Here is a 17,873-nt window from a genome sequence, read left to right as displayed (position 1 = left end):
GGCGGATAGTGCAAGGGACGAGCTTCCAGCCAATGGCACGGCCATGCACCCTGCGGCCAGAGTTGGTCGTCCAGGACGTCGTTCTATGCCGAGGAGCAGCCACATGCACGCAGCCGATTCTCTTTCCGGTCTCCGCATCGCGGTCACGGGCGCAACCGGTGGTATCGGCCGGGCGCTGGTGGCCGCTCTGCGGGAAGGCGGCGCGGCTGTTGCGGTGACGGGCTCCGACACGCAACGCCTCGACTCCCTGACGCGGGAGATGCCCGGTGCCTTCGGTCGCGTCGCCGACATCACCGACGAGGAGCAGGTGGCCGGCTTCATGAAGGAGGCCGTCGGTGCACTTGGCGGCCTCGATGTCCTCGTCAACCTCGCCGGCCTGTCGATTCCCGGCGACATCGCGACGTCGTCGGCGGCGGACTTCGGCACCATGCTGGACGTCAACGTGTCCGGGACCGTGTTCGCCTGCAAGCACGCCATTCCGCACTTGGCCGACGGGCAGGGCCTGATCGTCAACGTGGGGTCCGCGGCCGGACTGCGGCCGAACGCCACCTCCCCGGGATACTGCACCGCCAAGGCGGCCGTGGCGATGTTCACCGCGGCCCTGTCCCTGCAGCTGAAGGAGCAGCGGATCCGGGTCACGCATCTGGCTCCGGGAGGAACCGACACGCCGTTCTGGGCCGACCGGCCCGTACAGCGCGAGTCCCTGATGGCACCCGAGGACGTGGTCTCCGCGTTGCTGTACGTCATTTCTCTTCCTCCTCACGTCGTGGTGCGCGAGCTGCTCTTCGAGTCCACGGGAGCACCCCGGTCCCGCTGACACCTGCCGCGTGAGCCTCAGTTGTGAACTTCTTTCGCACTTCCTTTCGGAGAAGGGACTTTCCATCCCCCTCGCGATTCAGTACGCGGGCCCTCGTTCGATCGTCACGGCGCGGGTCGTCCGGCGCCCACCGGGGCCGGGGGAGGTGGAGGTGGCCCCGGCCTACACCGGGATCTGCGGCACGGACCTGCACATCTTCCATGGTGAGATGGACGGCCGCGTGCACCGGCCGGCGGTACTCGGCCACGAGATGTCCGGACGGGTCGCTGCGGTCGGCGACGGCGTCACCGGCCTTTCCCCGGGGGCACCTGTGACGGTGATGCCGCTGCGCTCCTGTGGCGGGTGCGCGGCGTGCCGGAGCGGCCACCGGCACATCTGCCAGTCGTTGGAGTTCATCGGGATCGATTCCGCCGGCTCTCTTCAGGAACGCTGGACCGTTCCGGCCGATGTGGTGGTACCGCTGCCGCCCGAGATCGACCTGGCGTCGGCAGCGCTCGTGGAGCCGACGGCGGTGGCCGTCCACGACGTCCGCCGGGCCCAGGTCGCGGACGACGACACCGTGGTGGTCGTGGGGGCTGGACCCATCGGCGTGCTGATCGCCATCCTCGCCCGTAGGGCCGGCGGCTCCGTACTGGTCGTCGAACCGGATGCCTACCGACGGGATTTCCTCTCCCGGCTCGGTTTTCCCACCGTCGACCCGGGCAGTGAGGATGCCGCGGCCGCCGTGGAGTGCTGGACCGAGGGTGCCGGTGCCTCCGTCGCCTTCGAGGTCTCCGGAGCGGAGGCCGGCCTGGTCACCGCAGTACAGGTACTCGGTGTCCGCGGCCGGCTCTGCCTCGTCGCGATCCATCCTCGCCCGAAGAGCGTCGATCTGCACCGGATCTTCTGGCGGGAACTGACCCTGGTCGGCGCCCGGCTGTACGAGCGGAGCGACTTCGCCGAGGCGGTGGAGCTGATCCACGACGGCACGGTGCCGACGGACGCCATGATCTCCACGATCGTCCCGTTCGGTGAAGCGGCTGAGGCGTTCGCCGCCATGGAGTCCGGCCGAGGGGTCATGAAGGTGCTCGTCGCGACCGGCACAGAAGAGACACGATGACGGAACTGCGCTCGCCCTTCGACCTCTCCGGCAAGCGGGCCGTGGTCACCGGAGCCAGCCGTGGCATCGGTCAGGCCATAGCCGTCGCGCTCGCCCGGTCGGGAGCCGACATCGTCGGTGTGTCCAGCACGATCACCGACGACGGCGAGACCGGCGCGGCGGTCCGCGAGGAAGGGCGGTCCTTCCGGGCCGTCCAGGCCGACCTGGCCGACCGCCGAGCCGTCGCCGACCTGGCATCGGCACTCACGGAAGCCCGGCCACCGGTCGACATCCTGGTCAACAACGCGGGAGTCATCCGCCGGGCGCCCGCGGCCGTCCATTCCGAGGAGGACTGGGACCTCGTCCTGCAGGTGGACCTCACCGCCCAGTTCCTGCTGGCCCGGCATATCGGTGCGACCATGGTGCGCAGAGGCTCTGGCAAGATCATCTTCACGGCTTCGCTTCTGAGTTACCAGGGTGGCATCCTGGTCCCCGGATACACCGCCGCCAAGCACGGCGTCCTGGGAGTGGTGAAGGCGCTCGCCAACGAATGGGCGGGGTCCGGGGTCAATGTGAATGCTCTGGCGCCCGGATACATCGCCACCGACAACACCGCCGCACTGCGCGACGACCCGCACCGCAGCAAGGCGATCCTCGACCGGATCCCGGCGGGCCGCTGGGGCGATCCCTCGGACCTCGCGTGGAGCGCGGTCTACTTGGCCAGTGCCGCGGCGGACTATGTGCACGGCACGACGCTGCCTGTGGACGGGGGATGGCTGGGCCGGTGAGGACGGGTCGGAGCCGGCCCCCCGGGGGGCCGGCTCCGACCCGTGCTGTCAGACGGAGAAGCCGCCGTGAGACAGGTGCGAGGGGCTGATGCCGGTCATCTGTTTGTACAGACGACTGAAGTAGTGCACGTCGCGAAAGCCGGTCAGGCGTGCGGTCTCCGTGACGTTGAACTCTCCGCTGCTCAGGAACTCCGTGGCTTTCGCGATCTTGACATGCTGCTGGTAAGCCGTCGCCGACAGACCAGTGACCTTCTTGAACACGGTCCGGAAGTGGGAAGGGCTGAATCCGGACAGGGCAGCCAGTTGTTGCACCGAGTACGTGGTGGCGAAATTGTCCGTCAGCAGCTGTGTGATGGCCGAGATGCGCCGGGTGTGCGGCGCTTCCGTAGTCGTCCGGCGGTGATTCTGGATCACCCGGAAGAGAACCGCCGATGTCAGTCCCCGCATCTGCAGGAGATATCCGGGTTCCCGGGAGGCCCAGGCAGTGTGCAGCTGGGCGAAGGATGTGGCGACGCCTCCGGACAGATCGGTGCTCATCACGGGGAGCGTGCCCAGCAGGGCGTCCGGGTCCCTGTCCGTCGTCGTCACCCGAAAGGCGACCGACATGAAGTGCCAGGGGTCCTCTTGGTCGCTGCTGGCTGTGTGCGGAGTGCCGCGAGGCATCAGGATCAGCGCTCCGGGCCGGATGCGGTACGCCTGGCCGGCGATTTCGTAGTCGGCCTTGCCCGACACGGCATAGACCATGATGTGGGACTGCGTGTTGGCGTGGTTGCTGATCCGCCAGTCCGCAGTGGTCTGGCGGATCAGCACGTAGTCGACGTCGCTGACGGTGCAGTCGAACGGGTCGCGCGACGGCAGCAGAACGGGGACGTGCCGTTTCGGCTCGTCCTGCCTACGGCTTGTCACGTCGCGTGGCTCAGCAGATGGCCGAGGTCGAAGGAGACCTCGGTCCCGTCCGGGCGTTCCACCACGGCGACATTCCCGCTCTTCAACCAGATGTGCCAACCCTGGATCGCCGACTCCTCGTCCAGGATGATCGAGTAGACACTGCGGTGGTGGAGCCCGGCGGTCGCCGAAGAGAACGTGTGGACTTCGCCGCTTCCCTCCTTGCCCTGTCCCGGGGAGTTCGGGTGAGGGCTGTAGACGTCATGGAGGGCGGACCAGCGCGTGCGAACCGGGGACATCGAAGAGCGTTGATCGGTCTCGGACGCCAGCTGGAAGAACTTGGCCGCCGCGTCGCCCCGCCGGAACACGAGTCTGCTGTCCGTGGCCCTGTTGGTCCGCAGGAGATCGTCCCGGTTGTTGATCACGAAATGGGAGTGTACGGCCAAGGGGTGCCGTGTATCGATCTCGTCGACGATGAGCACGAGGTGCGGTAGCCAGCTGATCCAGGTACGCCGGACACGGGCGACCGCCGCATCGCGGTAAGCGGGGGCCAGGTCCGCGCCGAAGACGGTGACGGGCCCCGGCACGGACGGGCTGTCGACGAGACGCGGTCCCACCCGGCCGCCCTGCGCTGCCCCGGTCAGCGGGAGGCTCTGCGTCACCGTCTCCCCGGTCAGAGGGTTGAGGAACGACCAACCAGTATGTTCAGCAGCCGACTTGGCATCCGACTGTGCTGAAAGGCGGTAGCAGCAGTGACCCGGGTCGGTGAACAGGACCTCCCCCCGATGCCCCAGTACGAAGCTGCCGTCGTCGGCATGACGATGCGACACGGTGGGAAGTTCGTCGTGGCCGGTACGTGCGGCCAGCACGGACTTGGTGTCCTGCCAGGAGTCCCGGACGATGACCGCCCCCGAACCGAAGCCCTGCCCGGTCGCGAGCCCGGCCTCCGACGGCGACACGGGGGCTCCGGAAGCTGCCAGGTGGTTGAGGCTCCGCCAGCCCATGCCGTTGAAGAACCCGAAGGTCGACGCTCCGCCCGGCGCGAGTTCGAGGTCCGCGTAGGTGGCTTCGAAGAGCCAGCGGGCGAGACCTCGACGGCTTGCCCCGATGGAGTCGGGCAGGAACCTCGCGAGGAACAGGAGAACGTCGGCAGGCGGCCTTCCCGTCAGAGCCGTGTCCCCGAAGTTCACCATCGCCATGTAGCGGCCGTCACCCCACGCGCTGTGGTTCTGCTCGAACATCCGACTGCGCGACCTACGGCAGCGCGTTACCCAGCGGAGTGATCCACTCGGGGCACACGGGCGGGACGTCGGCGGCGATCATCAGCTCGTACATGTGGGTGAGGTGCAGCAAGGCATAGCCCCAGTACTGAACCCACTCCGCGTAGCTGTCGGCCTGGCACAGCGCGGCCCCGAACCGGAACCGGCGGGGGAGTGTCCCGATGTCGTCGGTGGAGCCCGTGGCCAGCGCCATGGCGGCGAATCCGTTCAGCAGCACCATGTACCAGTTGCACACGTCGGGCGCCGTCTCCCCCTCCCGGGGAACGCGCTCGTTGCCCTCCAGGAAGCGTCGGCACGGTTCGAGGCCCTTGTGGACGAGAGCCCGCTCGACGAGGTGGCGCTGAGCATCGTCGAAGAGGTCGGGACAGAGCTCGAGAACCGTGGTGACGCCGAGACCGACGTGAGCCGTCTCGAGGGTGCCGACCGGGGGTGAGGCCCGAGGCCGGAACGACGGACCCGTCCATTCGTCGGCCGGAAGGTCGCAGATCCTCATGACCTCGGAGGTCAGCCAGGCAGCCCGTCCCTCATCGGGCATGAGTGCCTGGACGATCGCGACATCGCTCAGGCGCTCCCAGCACACGTACCACCAGTCCACCCGCGCGGCTGCGTCGTCCCGATCGACGACGGTCGGGGAAGCGGCCCATCGTTCGGCACGCCGCATCAGAACATCCAGCATGTCCTGGGCGCGGGAGTTCTTCCTGCACAGGTCGAGAACATGCTGCACATCGAGCCGGCTCTTCGCGCGGCGATCATTCACCAGGGACATCGGACGCCTCATCCGTGGTAGGGGCAAGCGGAGGGAGGTACAGCTCGGACTGCGGACACGGCCGAAGCCGCACCGACTCGATCCCGACGAGGGGCGCGACGGACATCGCCAGGATCAGCGCGGCAAAGCCGTGTGGTTCGTCCCGGAAGGGCGAAGGCAGCCCGACGTATGCCTCGGGTGTCCCCGCGGCCTCGCCCTCACCCGGGCACAGGGTCCCCGGACAGCTGTTCTCCGTGGAGAAGTCGACGTTGACGCACCACCGGGCAAGGCCGTGCACGCCGGTGCGGACGGCGTCGTGCCACTCCTCGCCGACGAGCACCCCTTGCTCAATGCCCACGCCGAGGCAGTAGACGATCAGGCCCGACCCGGAGGACTCCTCCCACGCGTCGGCCATGGGTATCTCCTGGCGCCACAGCCCCCGGCCGGTCTGATACGGCAACAGGTTCCGCGACAGCGCGGCGAAACGTTCCACCACCTCCTTGCGCCGCTCGTACCCCTCGGGCAGCCCGCGCAGAAGCTCGGCGAGGGCGAACAGCCCCCATCCGTTGCCTCGTCCCCAGTGATCCTGCGACAGGACTCCCTCGGCGACGAAACCTCTGCACTGGTGCAGCAGACCGTTGCCGGGGTCGAGGAACTCGTCGTACATCAGGACGGCCTGGTTGATCGCCTCGTCGATGTACCGAGGTTCGTCCAGGGCGTGGCCCGCGTACATCAGGAAGGGCGCCGAGGCCATCGCGACGTCGATCCAGATGAGATCGGGGCGCCCCGGCATGGCCAGGATCCCCTTCTCGTCGCGCGTCGCCGTCATCATCTCGTCGGCGTAGTGCCGCAGGAGTTCCGCGCGGCCCGTCAAGTAGCCGCGGGCACTCAGGAAAGCATGCGCGATCCCGCCGATGCGGTAGCTCGGGAAGTTGTACGGAGGATGGCTGATCTCTTCGGGGAAGCGGCGGACAACGGTCTCGGCGTGGTGAACGACGGCGTCGTCGCCCGCCTCGGTTGCCGCGCGGGCCAGGGCGTAGATCGCCAGGACGCCGTAGTAGGCCCTGACCTCGGCGGTCGCTTCGTAGTGGCGGAACAGCCCCACGGCAACGTCGTGGGGTGCCACTTGGGTGGCGTGGTGCGTCACGGCGCGGTGGTGCGTCGAGCCGGCGAGCTGCCCACGGTCAGAAGTAGCCACCACGCTCCACCACCTCTCGGGGTTCGAGGCCGGAGGTGACCATCTGTTTGATTCCGACCTCGTCCTCCTCGATCTTCTCCGCGGCGATCAACGTTTCCTCGGCCATGGCGCGAGGAATGACGATCACTCCGTCGAGGTCGCCGACCATGAAGTCGCCCGGTGCGATGGTCACCTCACCGATCCTGATCTCGGTCTGCCAGCTGGTCATCCGGAAGCGGCCGAGCATGCCGTTCGACGTCCGGTAGCGGGCGTAGACGGGGAAGCCCAGGCCCGCGATCTTCTCCGTGTCGCGCACGCCGCCGTCGATCACGGCGCCGCGGCACCCCCTCCGCTGCGCTGCCATGGTCATGACTTCGCCCCACTGGGCGGACTCGTCGTCTCCGGAGGTGTCCCAGACACAGATCGAGTGCTCCGGTATCTCCTCCAGCATCGCGGCACGTTCTTCCATCTCGCCGTCCAGCTGCAGACTCTTGGCACCTTTGATGGTGAAGGCCACACCGGACAGCCGCATGTCGTCGCGCACCGGTGCGATCGCGTGGGGGATGACCTGACGGGTGAGCCCGCCGGCGCGGAGCACGTCGTTGACCGCGGCCGTGGACACGCGGGCGTACCGGTCGCACAACTCGCCGTCGGTCCTTGGATGGTCCATACCTGGTGACTCACTTCCTGCAGTGCTGCGCTGAGCGCGTCGGTTCCGCCCGACGGGGACGGGATGACGTGGCGGCACGGTGCCGACGTCGAGACCGTATGCAAGGAGAGCTGGTGTGGGCCCGGCCCCGTACGCCGATGGTTTGCACGATCTGCCGGTCGAGCCGGGCTGCCGGCCGAGTCGTCTTCATCGGCGTTCTCTCGTGCTGACGCGTGAGGGAGGACGAGTACGGCTGGACGACCGCGGTGACGCGGTCGGTGCCGCAGCGGAGCTTCCGTGGGCGGGCAGAGCCAATCGGGCGGTACGCGTGGAGCCACGCGGCTGCGAGATCCTCGTCCGGTTCGCCGACGGCGCCGAAGGCGGACCCGCGCCGGGCGGGCCTGCCGTCACCCGGCACCGCCACGGCTCGGGAAGCGGCCGGTACGTCGCTCCCCGCGCGTCGGCCGCGACGCTGCGGGCGCTTCTGCGCGGCCTGCGGTCCGTCCGGCAATTCCCTTCGTCAGCCCGGAGGGCGGGCCGGGGCGGCGAAAGCCCCGGCCCGGTACTCCTTACACGCTCTCCAGCAGCAGCTGCGAGCCTGCGGTGATCAGGCCGGGCACCATGAAGCGCAGGGTGACGCGCCGGCTCCCGCCGCCCGGCACTATCAGCGTCGCCAGCTCGTCCCGGGGCACGGTCGGACGTACGTACACCGTGCGGATCTCCTCGGCGCCGCCGTCCACCGACAGGGCCATCGCTCCGTTCCAGGTGTCGCCCGGGACGTCGGTCGCGGCCGTGACGTTGGACCCGAAGGTGAGGCGGACGGTGCGCGTCCCCGGAGCGGGGTTGTGGAGTTCCAGGTCCACGGCGTAGCGGAGCCCGTAGTTGCCCCAGCTGCGCGCCGAGGAGTCGCTCAGCGCGGCGGTGGCCGGAGACGTCTGGTCCAGGGCCGCGACCTGGCGGACGGTCGTGTTGACCGCGAGGCCGAGGTGGTGTCCGGCACCGGCCACGTCCACCACGGCGCGGCCGGTGTCCCACCTCGACGCACCGTACACACCGGCTTCGCGCCCGTAGGTGGTCTCCGTCTGGGACACGATGTTCCCGGGCGCCGCCGCGCTGTCCGTCTGGGAGAGGTTGACGGCGGTGGTGGTGCTGCCGTCCGTGGTGACGACCGTGTACGTGTAGACCCCGGCGCTCGCCGTGATCTCCAGCAGCCCGTCGAGGATGGGCCCGGTCATGGGCAGGCGCGCCGCCTCGACCATGCGCCCGGGTGCCACCTGGGCGGGGGAGAGGTACTGCTTCACGTTCCCGGACAGCCAGTCGGCCGAGGTGGCGTAGCAGGGGCCGGTCCCGGCGCGGGCGGCCGGGTCCTGCACCAGGGGTTTGTCCGCGTTGGTCCATGCGGCGCCGCGCGCGGAGACGGTGACCGGAGCCGTGCCCGGGTTGGAGACCAGCACGTGCAGCCAGGCCGTCTTCCCGGTGCTGTTCTGGTGGTACAGGTACAGCGGAAAGGTGCCCGACAGGGCGTGTGCCGAGCCGCCGCGGGTGCTCGTCGTCCGGGCGTGCTGCATGAGCCAGCCGGGGCCGGTCACCGTCTCGGGGTTGTTGGAGACGACGAGCTCGGGGCCGCCCGCGGAGCCCGGGAGTTGATGCAGCAGCTCCCGGGCGACCGTGGGGCCGGGCGCGGTCGGCGCACCGGCCGTCCAGGCGCTTTCACCGATGCTCGCGGCCTGAGTGCCGGCGGCGTGGCGCTTCTTCAAGTGGTCCGTATGTCTGCCGTGTTCGGACGGGTGGGCCGCCGCTTCCGTGAGGGGAACGCTCAGTGCCGCCGCGGTCAGCGGTAGTGCCGCGAGGAAGGTGCGCCGGGTGGGGAGGGAGGGCATCGCTGGTCCTCTCTTGAGATGTTGGCGCATATCAATGCACGTAAAACCGTGGGCCGCAAGGGGGTTACCCGCTTCCCGTGACGGGTTGGCGGACGTCGGGGAAGTCAGGGAAGAAACTTGCTAAACGCCCCTTGACGCCGCGGTCGCGGCTGAGCACACTCAACCCTGCAAGTGGTACGGACCACTTGGTCTTCGGCCTCGTGTCGACCCTCTTCTCCCTCCGGCCGTGCCCCCGGAATGCCCCAAGGAGCGTCATGCCCTCGTCCAGAGGTCTCCGCCTCGCCTGCGCCCTCGCCGTGATCGGCGCCCTTACCTCCGCCTGCGGTCTCGGCGGCTCGTCCGACGACGGCAACGAGCCCGCCGGCGCCGCCAAGGGGCCGCTCAAGGGCACGGTCACCTTCGAGACGCTTCAGCTGAAGCCCACCTTCACCACGTACGTGAACGGTGTGATCGACGCCTTCGAGAAGAAGAACCCGGGCGTGAACGTGAAGTGGGTCGACATCCCCTTCCAGGGCGCCCAGGAGAAGCTGACCGCCGACGCGGCCGCCGGGACGCTGCCCGACGTGGTCAACCTCAACCCCCAGTTCGCGCAGGCGCTGGAGGCCAAGGGCCAGTTCATCGACATGGACACCGCCGCGTCCGACGTCAAGGCCGACTACATCCCCGGCGCCTGGCAGGCGTTCACCGTGCCGGGACAGAGCGGCTCGTACGGCATCCCCTGGTACCTCACCTCCGAGGTCACCATGTACAACAAGGGCCTCTTCAAGAAGGCCGGCCTCGACCCCGCGAAGCCGCCGGCCTCCTTCGACGAGCTCTTCGCCGACGGCGCCGCCCTCTCCGAGGCGGGCAAGGGCTCCTTCTACGGTGCGCACCCGGCGCTGGAGAACCGGTTCATCACCGACCTGGCCAAGCAGGGAGTGCCACTGCTGGACAAGGACGGGAAGAAGTGGACCTTCAACACACCGGAGGCCGCCGCCTACCTCGCCAAGCTGGTCGACGCCTACAAGAAGGGCGTCTACCCCAAGGACTCCCTGACGCAGGACCACAGCAAGGAGACCGAGGCATACCAGGCGGGCCAGGTCGGGCTCTTCCCCTCCGGGCCCAACTTCCTCACCATCATCAAGCAGAACGCGCCGAAGATCGCCGAGCAGACCGCGGTCGGCCCGCAGGTCACCGGTGAGTCGGGCGCCACCAACATGTCCGTCATGGGGCTGCTCGTCCCGAAGACGAGCAAGAACCGCAACGCGGCCGTCGCTTTCGCCACCTACATGGCCAACAGCGAGAACCAGTTGGCCTTCAGCAAGATCGTCACCGTGCTCCCGAGTGTCACGAAGGCACTCAAGGATCCCTACTTCACGGACGCCGGGGACGGCTCGGTCGAGGCGCAGGCACGCCGCATTTCCGCCGAGCAGATCGCCAAGGGGCAGAATCTGGTCCCCGTCCAGTACGACGCCCGCGTCACCCAGGCCGTCGTCGGCAAGGTCCAGCTCGCCCTCCAGGGCAAGCTCTCCCCGCAGAAGGCGCTCGACCAGGCCGTCGACGCCGCCAACGCCATCACCGCCGGCTGACCACCCCACACACGGCGGCGGGCAGGACGCCCCTCGGCCTGCCCGCCGCTTCCTTCCGCACGGAGGTTCCCGTGACCGGCCGACGCTGGTACGTACCCTGGCTGTTCCTCGCCCCCGCGCTCGCCGTCGCGCTCACCTTCTTCATCATCCCGTTCGGCAACACCACGATCCTGTCGTTCACCGACGCCAGCACCCTGGGCGGCGGACACTTCACCGGCACGGCCAACTACCAGCGGCTTCTTCACGACCATCAGTTCTGGCTCAGCCTGCGCAACACCGCGCTCTACGTCGTGATCGTCGTTCCCCTGATGGTGATCCTGCCGCTGCTGGTCGCCGTCCTCGTCCAGCGCCGCATCGCCGGCATCGGCTTCTTCCGAGCCGTGTTCTACTCGCCGGTCGTGGCGTCCATGGTCGTCGCCGGCCTGATCTGGTCCTGGCTGCTCTCCAGCGACGGCCTGGTCAACTCGGCGCTGCGCGGCCTGCACATCGTCACCGAGCCGGTGCCGTTCCTGACCGACTCCCACTGGCTGCTGATCAGCGCGATGGCCATGACCGTGTGGAAGGGACTCGGCTACTACATGGTCGTGTATCTCGCGGCCCTCGCCAACGTGCCCCGGTCCCTGCTGGAGGCCGCCGAAGTCGACGGCGCCGGTGCGGTACGCCGCTTCTTCAGCGTCACCGTCCCGCTGCTGCGGCCCACCATGATCCTCGTGGCCACCCTCGCCTCGATCGCCTCGGCGAAGGTCTTCGCCGAGATCTTCACCCTTAGCAACGGCAGCGCGGGCCCGGGCGGCGAAGCCCGCACGCTCGTGTACACGATCCGCGAGACCGGCCTCGGGCTCGGTGGCGAGGCCGGGTACGCCTCGGCGATGAGCCTCGCCCTCTTCGTCGCCACCCTCGGCCTCTCGGTCTTCGTGACGAAGCTCAACTCCAAGGAGGAGCAGGCGTGAAGACCGACCTCACCCCCGCACCCGCCCCGGCCGCCCGCCCGGTGTCCGCCTCCGCGCCCCGCGAGCAGCCCTCCTCCCGGCGGCCCGTGGCACGGCGAGCCGTCCTGGGCCTGGTCGTGCGGTACGTACTGCTCGCCGCCGTCCTCGTCCTCACCGTGGGCCCCTTCCTGTGGCAGCTGTCCACCTCCCTCAAGGGCGTCGGCGAGCGTGTGTTCGGCTATCCGCCGCAACTGCTGCCGCACCACCCCACGCTCAGCCACTACACCGATGCCGCCCGCACCGTGCCGGTGTTCCACTACGGCCTCAACTCGCTGCTGGTGTCGGCCGGCAGCGCGGTCACCAACTGCCTCTTCGGATCACTCGCCGGCTACGCGCTCTCGCGGATGCGGTTCAGGGGCCGCGGGCTGGCTTTGGGCATCTTCCTGGCCACGATGATCATCCCGTTCGAGTCCATCATGGTCTCCGAATTCCTCATGATGCGCTCCCTGCGGCTGAACAACACCCTGCTGGGCGTCATGCTCCCGACCGCCGTCACCGGCCTGTCCGTGCTCCTGTTCCGCAACGCCTTCCGGCACCTGCCGCGCGAGGTCGAGGAGGCCGCACTGCTCGACGGAGCGGGCGAGTGGCAGCGCTTCGCGCACATCGCCCTGCCCGCCGTGCGCGGCACCATCGCCGTGGTCGCCATCTTCAGCTTCGTCTTCGCCTGGGACGACTTCCTGTGGCCGCTGATCGTCCTGTCCGACCCGGCCCACTACACCCTCACCGTGGGCATCCAGTACCTGTCCGGCACCTTCACCAACGATCAGCGCGTCGTGGCCGCAGGCACGATGATGGCCGTGGTCCCGCTGCTCGTTCTCTTCTTCAGCCTGCAGCGGTACTTCTTCCGTGGAGTGGGCGAGGGGGCGGTCAAGGGATGACACAGCAAGCGCACAAGCCGCAGCGTGCGGCGGCGAGCAGGGGAACGGCGGGACGGCAGGCCGGCCCGGCCGGAGCCGAGGAACGCGCACCGAAACACGAGACGCTGCGCAACGAACTGCTCGCACTCATCGACGACGGCCTGGCTCCCCACGCGCCGCTGCCCAGCGAACGCGAGCTGATGCAGCGCTACAACGTCAGCCGCATGACCGTGCGCCGCGCCATGGAACGCCTGACCCAGGAGAACCGGGTCTACCGCGTGCAGGGGGCGGGCACCTTCGTCGCCGACCCCTCCACCATCAGCAAGACGCTGTACCTCACCTCGTTCTCGGAGGACATCCGGAGCCGGCGGATGAAGCCCGCCAGCCGGCTCCTCGTGCTGGAGCGCGCCGAGGCCGACCTGGCCTGCGCCCGCGACCTGTTCCTCGCCCCCGGCAGCCCCGTGGTGCACCTTGAGCGGCTCCGGCTGGCCGACGGAGAGCCGATGTGCCTGGAGAACGTGTGGCTGCCCGAGGCACTCGTCCCCGGCCTGGTCGAGGAGGGCGATCCGCAGTCGCTGTACGGGCGGCTGGAGCGGGCCGGGGCCGCGCCCGAACAGGCCGACCAGATGATCCGGGCCACGGTCCTCGGCCCCCGCGAGGCCGAACTCCTCTCCGTACCCGCCCAGTTCCCCGCTCTCCACGTCGAGCGCGTCACCCGCGACATCCGGGGCCGCGCCGTGGAGCGCGCGGTCAGCCTCTACCGCGCCGACCGCTACGACTACCGGCTGACCATCACCAGAGAGCCACACCCATGACACACCCTGCCGAAGGGGAACCCAGCCCCCGGCCCGCCGACGGCGCCGCCCTCCTGGGCATCGACATCGGCGGCACCAAGACGGTCGCGGTGCTCTTCGACGGAGGCCGCCGCGTGCTGTCCCGGGCACAGACCGCGACCCCCGCCGCCGAGGGTCCCGACGCCGTGGTCGCCGCCGCGGCGCAATTGGCCGACATCGTACGCGCGGCGGGCCGGGCCCAGGGCCTGCGCGTGGCCGCGGCCGGCGTCGGCACGGCCGGGGTGGTCGCCCCCGACGGACGCACCATCGCGGCCGCCACCGACGCCCTGCCGGGCTGGGCCGGCACGCCGCTTGCGGCTCGGCTGGAGGACGTACTCGGCCTGCCCGTCGCCGTGCTGGGCGACGTGCAGGCCTTCCTGGCGGGCGAGCTGTCCGCCGGGGCCGCGGCCGGCGCGCACACGGCCGTGGGCGTCATGGCGGGTACCGGGATAGGCGGCGCCCTCGCCGTCGGAGGCCGGGTCCTCACCGGTGCACACGGCGCCACCGGTCACCTGGGCCACGTCCCGGTCCCCGGCGCGGAGCGGCTGCCCTGCCCCTGCGGACGTACGGGACACGTCGAAGCCGTCGCCTCGGGGCCCGCGATGACCCGGCTCCTGCGGGCCGCGGCCCCGGACGGGCAGCGGGCCCCGGACGACCTCCGCGCCGTCGCCGCCGCTGCCGAAGCGGGCGACGAGGAGGCCCGGGCTGTCCTGACGCGCGGCGGCACCGCGCTCGGCACCGCCCTCGCGGGGATCGTCAGCGCCCTCGACCCGGACGTCGTGGTGCTCGCCGGCGGCGTCCTCGAATCCGGCCGCTGGTACGGAGAAGCCCTGCACCGGGCGGTCGCGGAGCACACCCTGCCCCTCCTGCACGGCGTACCCGTCGTCAGGGCGGCCCTGGGCGCCGACGCCGTCGCCCTCGGCGCCGCCGAGCACGCCCGGGAAACGCTCCGGCCCCGGGCCTGAGCCCGAAGTCGCCGCCCCGACCCCACCACCCGTTGAGGAAAACCCTGTCGTGAGTGACGAACCCCGCCGGCCCCGGGCCGTCGTGGCCCTCCTGCCGCTGGACGAGCGGCCGGCCTGCGCCGAACTGCCCGCCCAGATCGCCGCCGTCGCCGGCGTCCGGCTCGCCCTGCCCCCGTCGGACCTGCTGCCCGAACTGCGTACCCCCGGAGACCCCCGCGGGCTCAGCGCCTGGCTCGCGGAACGGGCAGGCGACTGCGACGCGGCCGTCGTGAGCCTGGAGATGCTCGGGCACGGCGGGCTGATCGCCTCCCGCACCGGAACCGCCACCGCCCACGACGTCCTGCGGAACTGGGACGGGCTGGCCGCCTGGGCCGGATCCGGCCGCCCGGTGCACGGCGTCACCCTGGTGACCCGCACCCCGGACTCCGCCGACGCCATGGAGGAACCGGACTACTGGAACCCGTACGGCCCCGCCCTGCACCGCTACTCCGCAGCCCTGCACCGGGCCGAGGAGAAGGCCGCGGGCCCCGCCGCACCCACCGGCATCCCGGAGGCTGTCCGCGCCGACTTCCTCGGCCGCCGCCTCCGCAACCACACCCTGAACCTCGGCGCCCTGGACCTCGTCGCCCGGGGACGGCTGGACACCCTGGTCGTGGGCGCGGACGACACCGCCCCGTGGGGCCTGGCCACCGCAGAGCTCGCCCAGCTGAGACGCTGGCGCGACCGCCTCGGACTGGGCGGCCGGGTCGCCGTGCGCCCCGGCGCCGACGAGGCCGTGACCGCGCTGATCGCCCGCACCCTCCGCGACCTCTTCGGCGGGCCGCCCGCGACCGTCGCCGTGGAGGCCGTCGACCCGGCCGGGCTGCGGAGCATCGCCCCGTACGAGAACATGCCGGTCGCCGACACCGCCGCAGGGCAGATCGCCGCCTGCGGAGCCGTCCTCACCGACGACCCGGAAGCCGATCTGCACCTCCTCGTCCACACCCCGGACGGGTCCGGCGACTGGGCCGTCGCCCCGCCCGGCCCCCGCCCCGAGGCCGCCGCCGCGAGCGCCCGCGCCCTGGCGGCCCGGGCCCGCGAACTCCTCGACGACGGCCGTGAGGTGGCCGTGGCGGACTGCGCCCAGCCCAACGGGTCCGACCCGCTCCTCGTGGAAGCCCTGCACCGGGCGGGCGTCGTCGGCCGTCTCACCGCCTACGCGGGATGGAACACCGCCGGCAACACCCTGGGGACCGCCGCCGCCCACGGTGTCACCGTCGTCCTGGCCCGGCGGGCCGGAACCTTCGACGAACGAGCCCACCGCCTGCTGCTGGCGCACCGGTTCATCGAGGACTGGGGCTACATGACCCGGGTACGCGCGGCGGCACGGACCACGCTGGGCAGCGTGCTCGGCGCCCACGACCACGTGCCGCCGGACCACACCGTGCTCACCGAGATCGCCCAGGGCCTCGCCCGGTGCGCGGCCGAACTGCCCGAACTCGGCCACGCGTTGGCGCCCGCGAGCGTCCGCCTGCCCTGGCACCGCACCTTCGAGGCCGACTTCGCCCTCACCCCCACCCATCCAGAGGAGTCCCGGTGACCCGTTCCGCACACGACCGGACGGCGGACGTGGTGGTCGTCGGCTCCGGACTCGGCGCCGTCGCCGCCGCCCTGGCCGCCGCACGAGCCGGCCGTACCGTGGTGCTGGCCGCCGCCCGCACCCGGCTGGGCGGCCAGGCAACCACTCAGCTCGTCCCCGCACTCGACGAGCACCCGCACATCGAGACCGGCGGCGCCTCGTCCTCGTACGCCGCCTTCCGTGCCGCGATCCGTGCCCAGTACGACGGCGTGGACAACCCGGGCGGTGGCTGGGTCAGCCGCCTGTGCTGCGAACCGGCCGCCGCCGAGAAGGCCCTGGAAACCTTGCTGGCCCCGCACATCGCGGCGGGCCGGCTCACCGTCCTCCGACAGCTCACGCCCCTGGCCGTGCACAAGGACGGCGACCGGGTGACCGGGATCGACTTCCGGGCACCCGGGAAGAAGCCTGTCACCACGCTGACCGGTGAGATCTTCTGCGACGCCACCGAGGCCGGAGACCTGCTGCCCATGGCCGGCGCGCCCTGGGTCTGCGGCTCCGAGGGCCGGGACGCCTACGGCGAATCCCTCGCCCTGCCGGGCCCGGCGCGGCCCGGCGCGGTGCAGTCCTGCACGGTCGGCTTCGTCGTCGAGACGGCACCACCGGAGGAGACCGGTCCGGTGGGGGACGCGCCCGCCGGTTACGCCCGATGGCGTGAGGCGCAGCCCTTCACCCTGGAGATCGCGGGCTGGGACGGCAGGGCGCACCGGTACCGCATGTTCGAGGACGGCCCCGACGGACACCTGCCGTTCTGGACCTACCGGCGGCTGCGCGAGGGCGCGGTCCTCGGCGGCCGGGACGCCGCCCTCATCAACTGGGCGGGCAACGACTACGCCGACACCTCCGTCCTGGAAGAGCCCGACCGCGCGTACACCGAGGCCAAGCAGCTGTCCGAGGCATTCCTGTACTGGCTGCGCACCGAGTGCCCCCGCGATGACGGCGGCCTCGGCTACCCGGAACTCCGGCTCGTTCCCGAGGTCAGCGGCACCGCGGACGGCTATGCGGAAGAGCCCTATCTGCGCGAGTCGCGACGGCTGCGCACGGCCCGCCCTGTCCGGCAGCAGGACCTGGAACCCGTACCCGGCCGGGCCCGGGCCGCCGGATTCGCCGACTCCGGGGGCCTGGCGATGTACCACATGGACCTGCACAGCAGGGTGGGCCATCCGCAGAGCGCGTACGCGCCGACCGCGCCCTTCCAGATCCCCCTGTCCGCCCTCGTGGCACCGGCCCCGGTCAACCTCCTCGCCGCCGCGAAGAACCTGGGGGCGACCCAGGTCGCGGCCTCCGCCTACCGGGTGCACCAGGGGGAGTGGGCCGTCGGCGAGGCCGCCGGCGCTCTCGCCGCCCAGGCGTGCCTGCGCTCCCTCCCGCCCGCCCAGGTGGTCGCCGACCGGCGCGAACTCACCCTGTTGCAGGGCGCGTTGGCCGGCAGCGGCGTACCCCTGGCCTGGACGCTGGACGTCGGCCCCGGACACCCCCACTTCGTGGCCGTCCAGCTCCTCGCCGCAGCCGGAGCCCTCACCGGGCCACGGGCCGCACAGCTGACCGCCGACCCGGAGGCACCGGTCACCGACTCCGCGCTCGCCTCGCTGCGGGAAGCCGCAGCCCGCCTCCTCGGGGACCAGGGCCCCGCCCCCGTACCGACGCCGGACCTCACCGGGACGACGTGGGCGCAGACCGCAGAGGCTCTCTGGTCCACCGTCGCCCAGGCGCTGCCCACCCGGGCAGAGAACGAATGAACAACGAA

At 70.8% G+C, this 17,873-nt stretch carries 16 protein-coding genes; 10 read left to right on the top strand and 6 right to left on the bottom strand.

All coding sequences use genetic code 11. The features are described from left to right. Nucleotides 1-103: 103 nt before the first annotated feature. The 3 genes from ACLQ2N_RS05420 (at nt 104) to ACLQ2N_RS05410 (ending at nt 2,683) form a co-directional block, all read left to right on the top strand. Nucleotides 104-817, top strand: a complete 714-nt coding sequence (locus ACLQ2N_RS05420) for an SDR family oxidoreductase (protein WP_425809575.1) — start codon at nt 104-106, stop codon at nt 815-817. A gap of 64 nt (nt 818-881) precedes the next feature. Then, on the top strand, nt 882-1,916 hold the full coding sequence (locus tag ACLQ2N_RS05415; protein WP_425810209.1) for a zinc-dependent alcohol dehydrogenase: 1,035 nt from the start codon (nt 882-884) through the stop codon (nt 1,914-1,916). After that, a complete protein-coding gene (locus tag ACLQ2N_RS05410) occupies nt 1,913-2,683 on the top strand; it encodes an SDR family oxidoreductase (protein WP_425809573.1) in 771 nt (256 codons plus the stop codon). Before ACLQ2N_RS05415 ends, ACLQ2N_RS05410 begins: the two co-directional genes overlap by 4 nt. Nucleotides 2,684-2,731: 48 nt before the next feature. On the opposite strand, the gene ACLQ2N_RS05405 is transcribed toward ACLQ2N_RS05410, so the two are convergent. The 6 genes from ACLQ2N_RS05405 to ACLQ2N_RS05380 all read right to left on the bottom strand — a co-directional run bounded on the left by ACLQ2N_RS05405 (nt 2,732) and on the right by ACLQ2N_RS05380 (nt 9,299). Then, on the bottom strand, nt 2,732-3,493 hold the full coding sequence (locus ACLQ2N_RS05405; protein WP_425809571.1) for a helix-turn-helix domain-containing protein: 762 nt from the start codon (nt 3,491-3,493) through the stop codon (nt 2,732-2,734). Between the two features lie 92 nt (nt 3,494-3,585). After that, nucleotides 3,586-4,809, bottom strand: a complete 1,224-nt coding sequence (locus tag ACLQ2N_RS05400) for a heparinase II/III domain-containing protein (RefSeq protein WP_425809569.1) — start codon at nt 4,807-4,809, stop codon at nt 3,586-3,588. Between the two features lie 13 nt (nt 4,810-4,822). Next, nucleotides 4,823-5,605, bottom strand: coding sequence for a hypothetical protein (locus ACLQ2N_RS05395; protein ID WP_425809567.1), 783 nt, complete (start codon nt 5,603-5,605; stop codon nt 4,823-4,825). After that, complete coding sequence (locus ACLQ2N_RS05390) at nt 5,598-6,791, bottom strand: glycoside hydrolase family 88 protein (protein WP_425809565.1); 1,194 nt, start codon at nt 6,789-6,791, stop codon at nt 5,598-5,600. The genes ACLQ2N_RS05395 and ACLQ2N_RS05390 overlap by 8 nt, the downstream gene beginning before the upstream one ends. Continuing rightward, nucleotides 6,778-7,440, bottom strand: coding sequence for an RraA family protein (locus tag ACLQ2N_RS05385; RefSeq protein ID WP_425809563.1), 663 nt, complete (start codon nt 7,438-7,440; stop codon nt 6,778-6,780). The genes ACLQ2N_RS05390 and ACLQ2N_RS05385 overlap by 14 nt, the downstream gene beginning before the upstream one ends. Nucleotides 7,441-7,988: 548 nt before the next feature. Next, entirely contained in the window at nt 7,989-9,299 is a 1,311-nt protein-coding gene (locus tag ACLQ2N_RS05380; protein ID WP_425809561.1) for a DUF3370 family protein, read from the bottom strand. Between the two features lie 254 nt (nt 9,300-9,553). On the opposite strand from ACLQ2N_RS05380, the gene ACLQ2N_RS05375 reads away from it, so the two are divergent. The 7 genes from ACLQ2N_RS05375 to ACLQ2N_RS05345 all read left to right on the top strand — a co-directional run bounded on the left by ACLQ2N_RS05375 (nt 9,554) and on the right by ACLQ2N_RS05345 (nt 17,865). Continuing rightward, nucleotides 9,554-10,867 carry an ABC transporter substrate-binding protein gene (locus tag ACLQ2N_RS05375; protein ID WP_425809559.1) on the top strand — a complete coding sequence of 438 codons (1,314 nt, stop codon included), beginning with the start codon at nt 9,554-9,556 and terminating at the stop codon, nt 10,865-10,867. Between the two features lie 71 nt (nt 10,868-10,938). Beyond that, nucleotides 10,939-11,817 carry a carbohydrate ABC transporter permease gene (locus tag ACLQ2N_RS05370; protein WP_425809557.1) on the top strand — a complete coding sequence of 293 codons (879 nt, stop codon included), beginning with the start codon at nt 10,939-10,941 and terminating at the stop codon, nt 11,815-11,817. Further along, nucleotides 11,814-12,734, top strand: a complete 921-nt coding sequence (locus ACLQ2N_RS05365) for a carbohydrate ABC transporter permease (protein ID WP_425809555.1) — start codon at nt 11,814-11,816, stop codon at nt 12,732-12,734. The genes ACLQ2N_RS05370 and ACLQ2N_RS05365 overlap by 4 nt, the downstream gene beginning before the upstream one ends. Further along, nucleotides 12,731-13,528, top strand: a complete 798-nt coding sequence (locus ACLQ2N_RS05360; protein WP_425809554.1) for a GntR family transcriptional regulator — start codon at nt 12,731-12,733, stop codon at nt 13,526-13,528. The genes ACLQ2N_RS05365 and ACLQ2N_RS05360 overlap by 4 nt, the downstream gene beginning before the upstream one ends. Further along, nucleotides 13,525-14,511, top strand: a complete 987-nt coding sequence (locus ACLQ2N_RS05355; RefSeq protein ID WP_425809552.1) for an ROK family protein — start codon at nt 13,525-13,527, stop codon at nt 14,509-14,511. The genes ACLQ2N_RS05360 and ACLQ2N_RS05355 overlap by 4 nt, the downstream gene beginning before the upstream one ends. 49 nt (nt 14,512-14,560) lie before the next feature. Next, entirely contained in the window at nt 14,561-16,090 is a 1,530-nt protein-coding gene (locus ACLQ2N_RS05350; protein ID WP_425809550.1) for a DUF4127 family protein, read from the top strand. Then, complete coding sequence (locus ACLQ2N_RS05345) at nt 16,087-17,865, top strand: FAD-dependent oxidoreductase (protein ID WP_425809548.1); 1,779 nt, start codon at nt 16,087-16,089, stop codon at nt 17,863-17,865. Before ACLQ2N_RS05350 ends, ACLQ2N_RS05345 begins: the two co-directional genes overlap by 4 nt. Nucleotides 17,866-17,873 lie beyond the last annotated feature (8 nt).

The organism is Streptomyces sp. DT224 (genome assembly GCF_049844595.1).
Lineage (GTDB): Bacteria > Actinomycetota > Actinomycetes > Streptomycetales > Streptomycetaceae > Streptomyces.
This window is presented reverse-complemented; position numbering and strand designations above follow the sequence as displayed.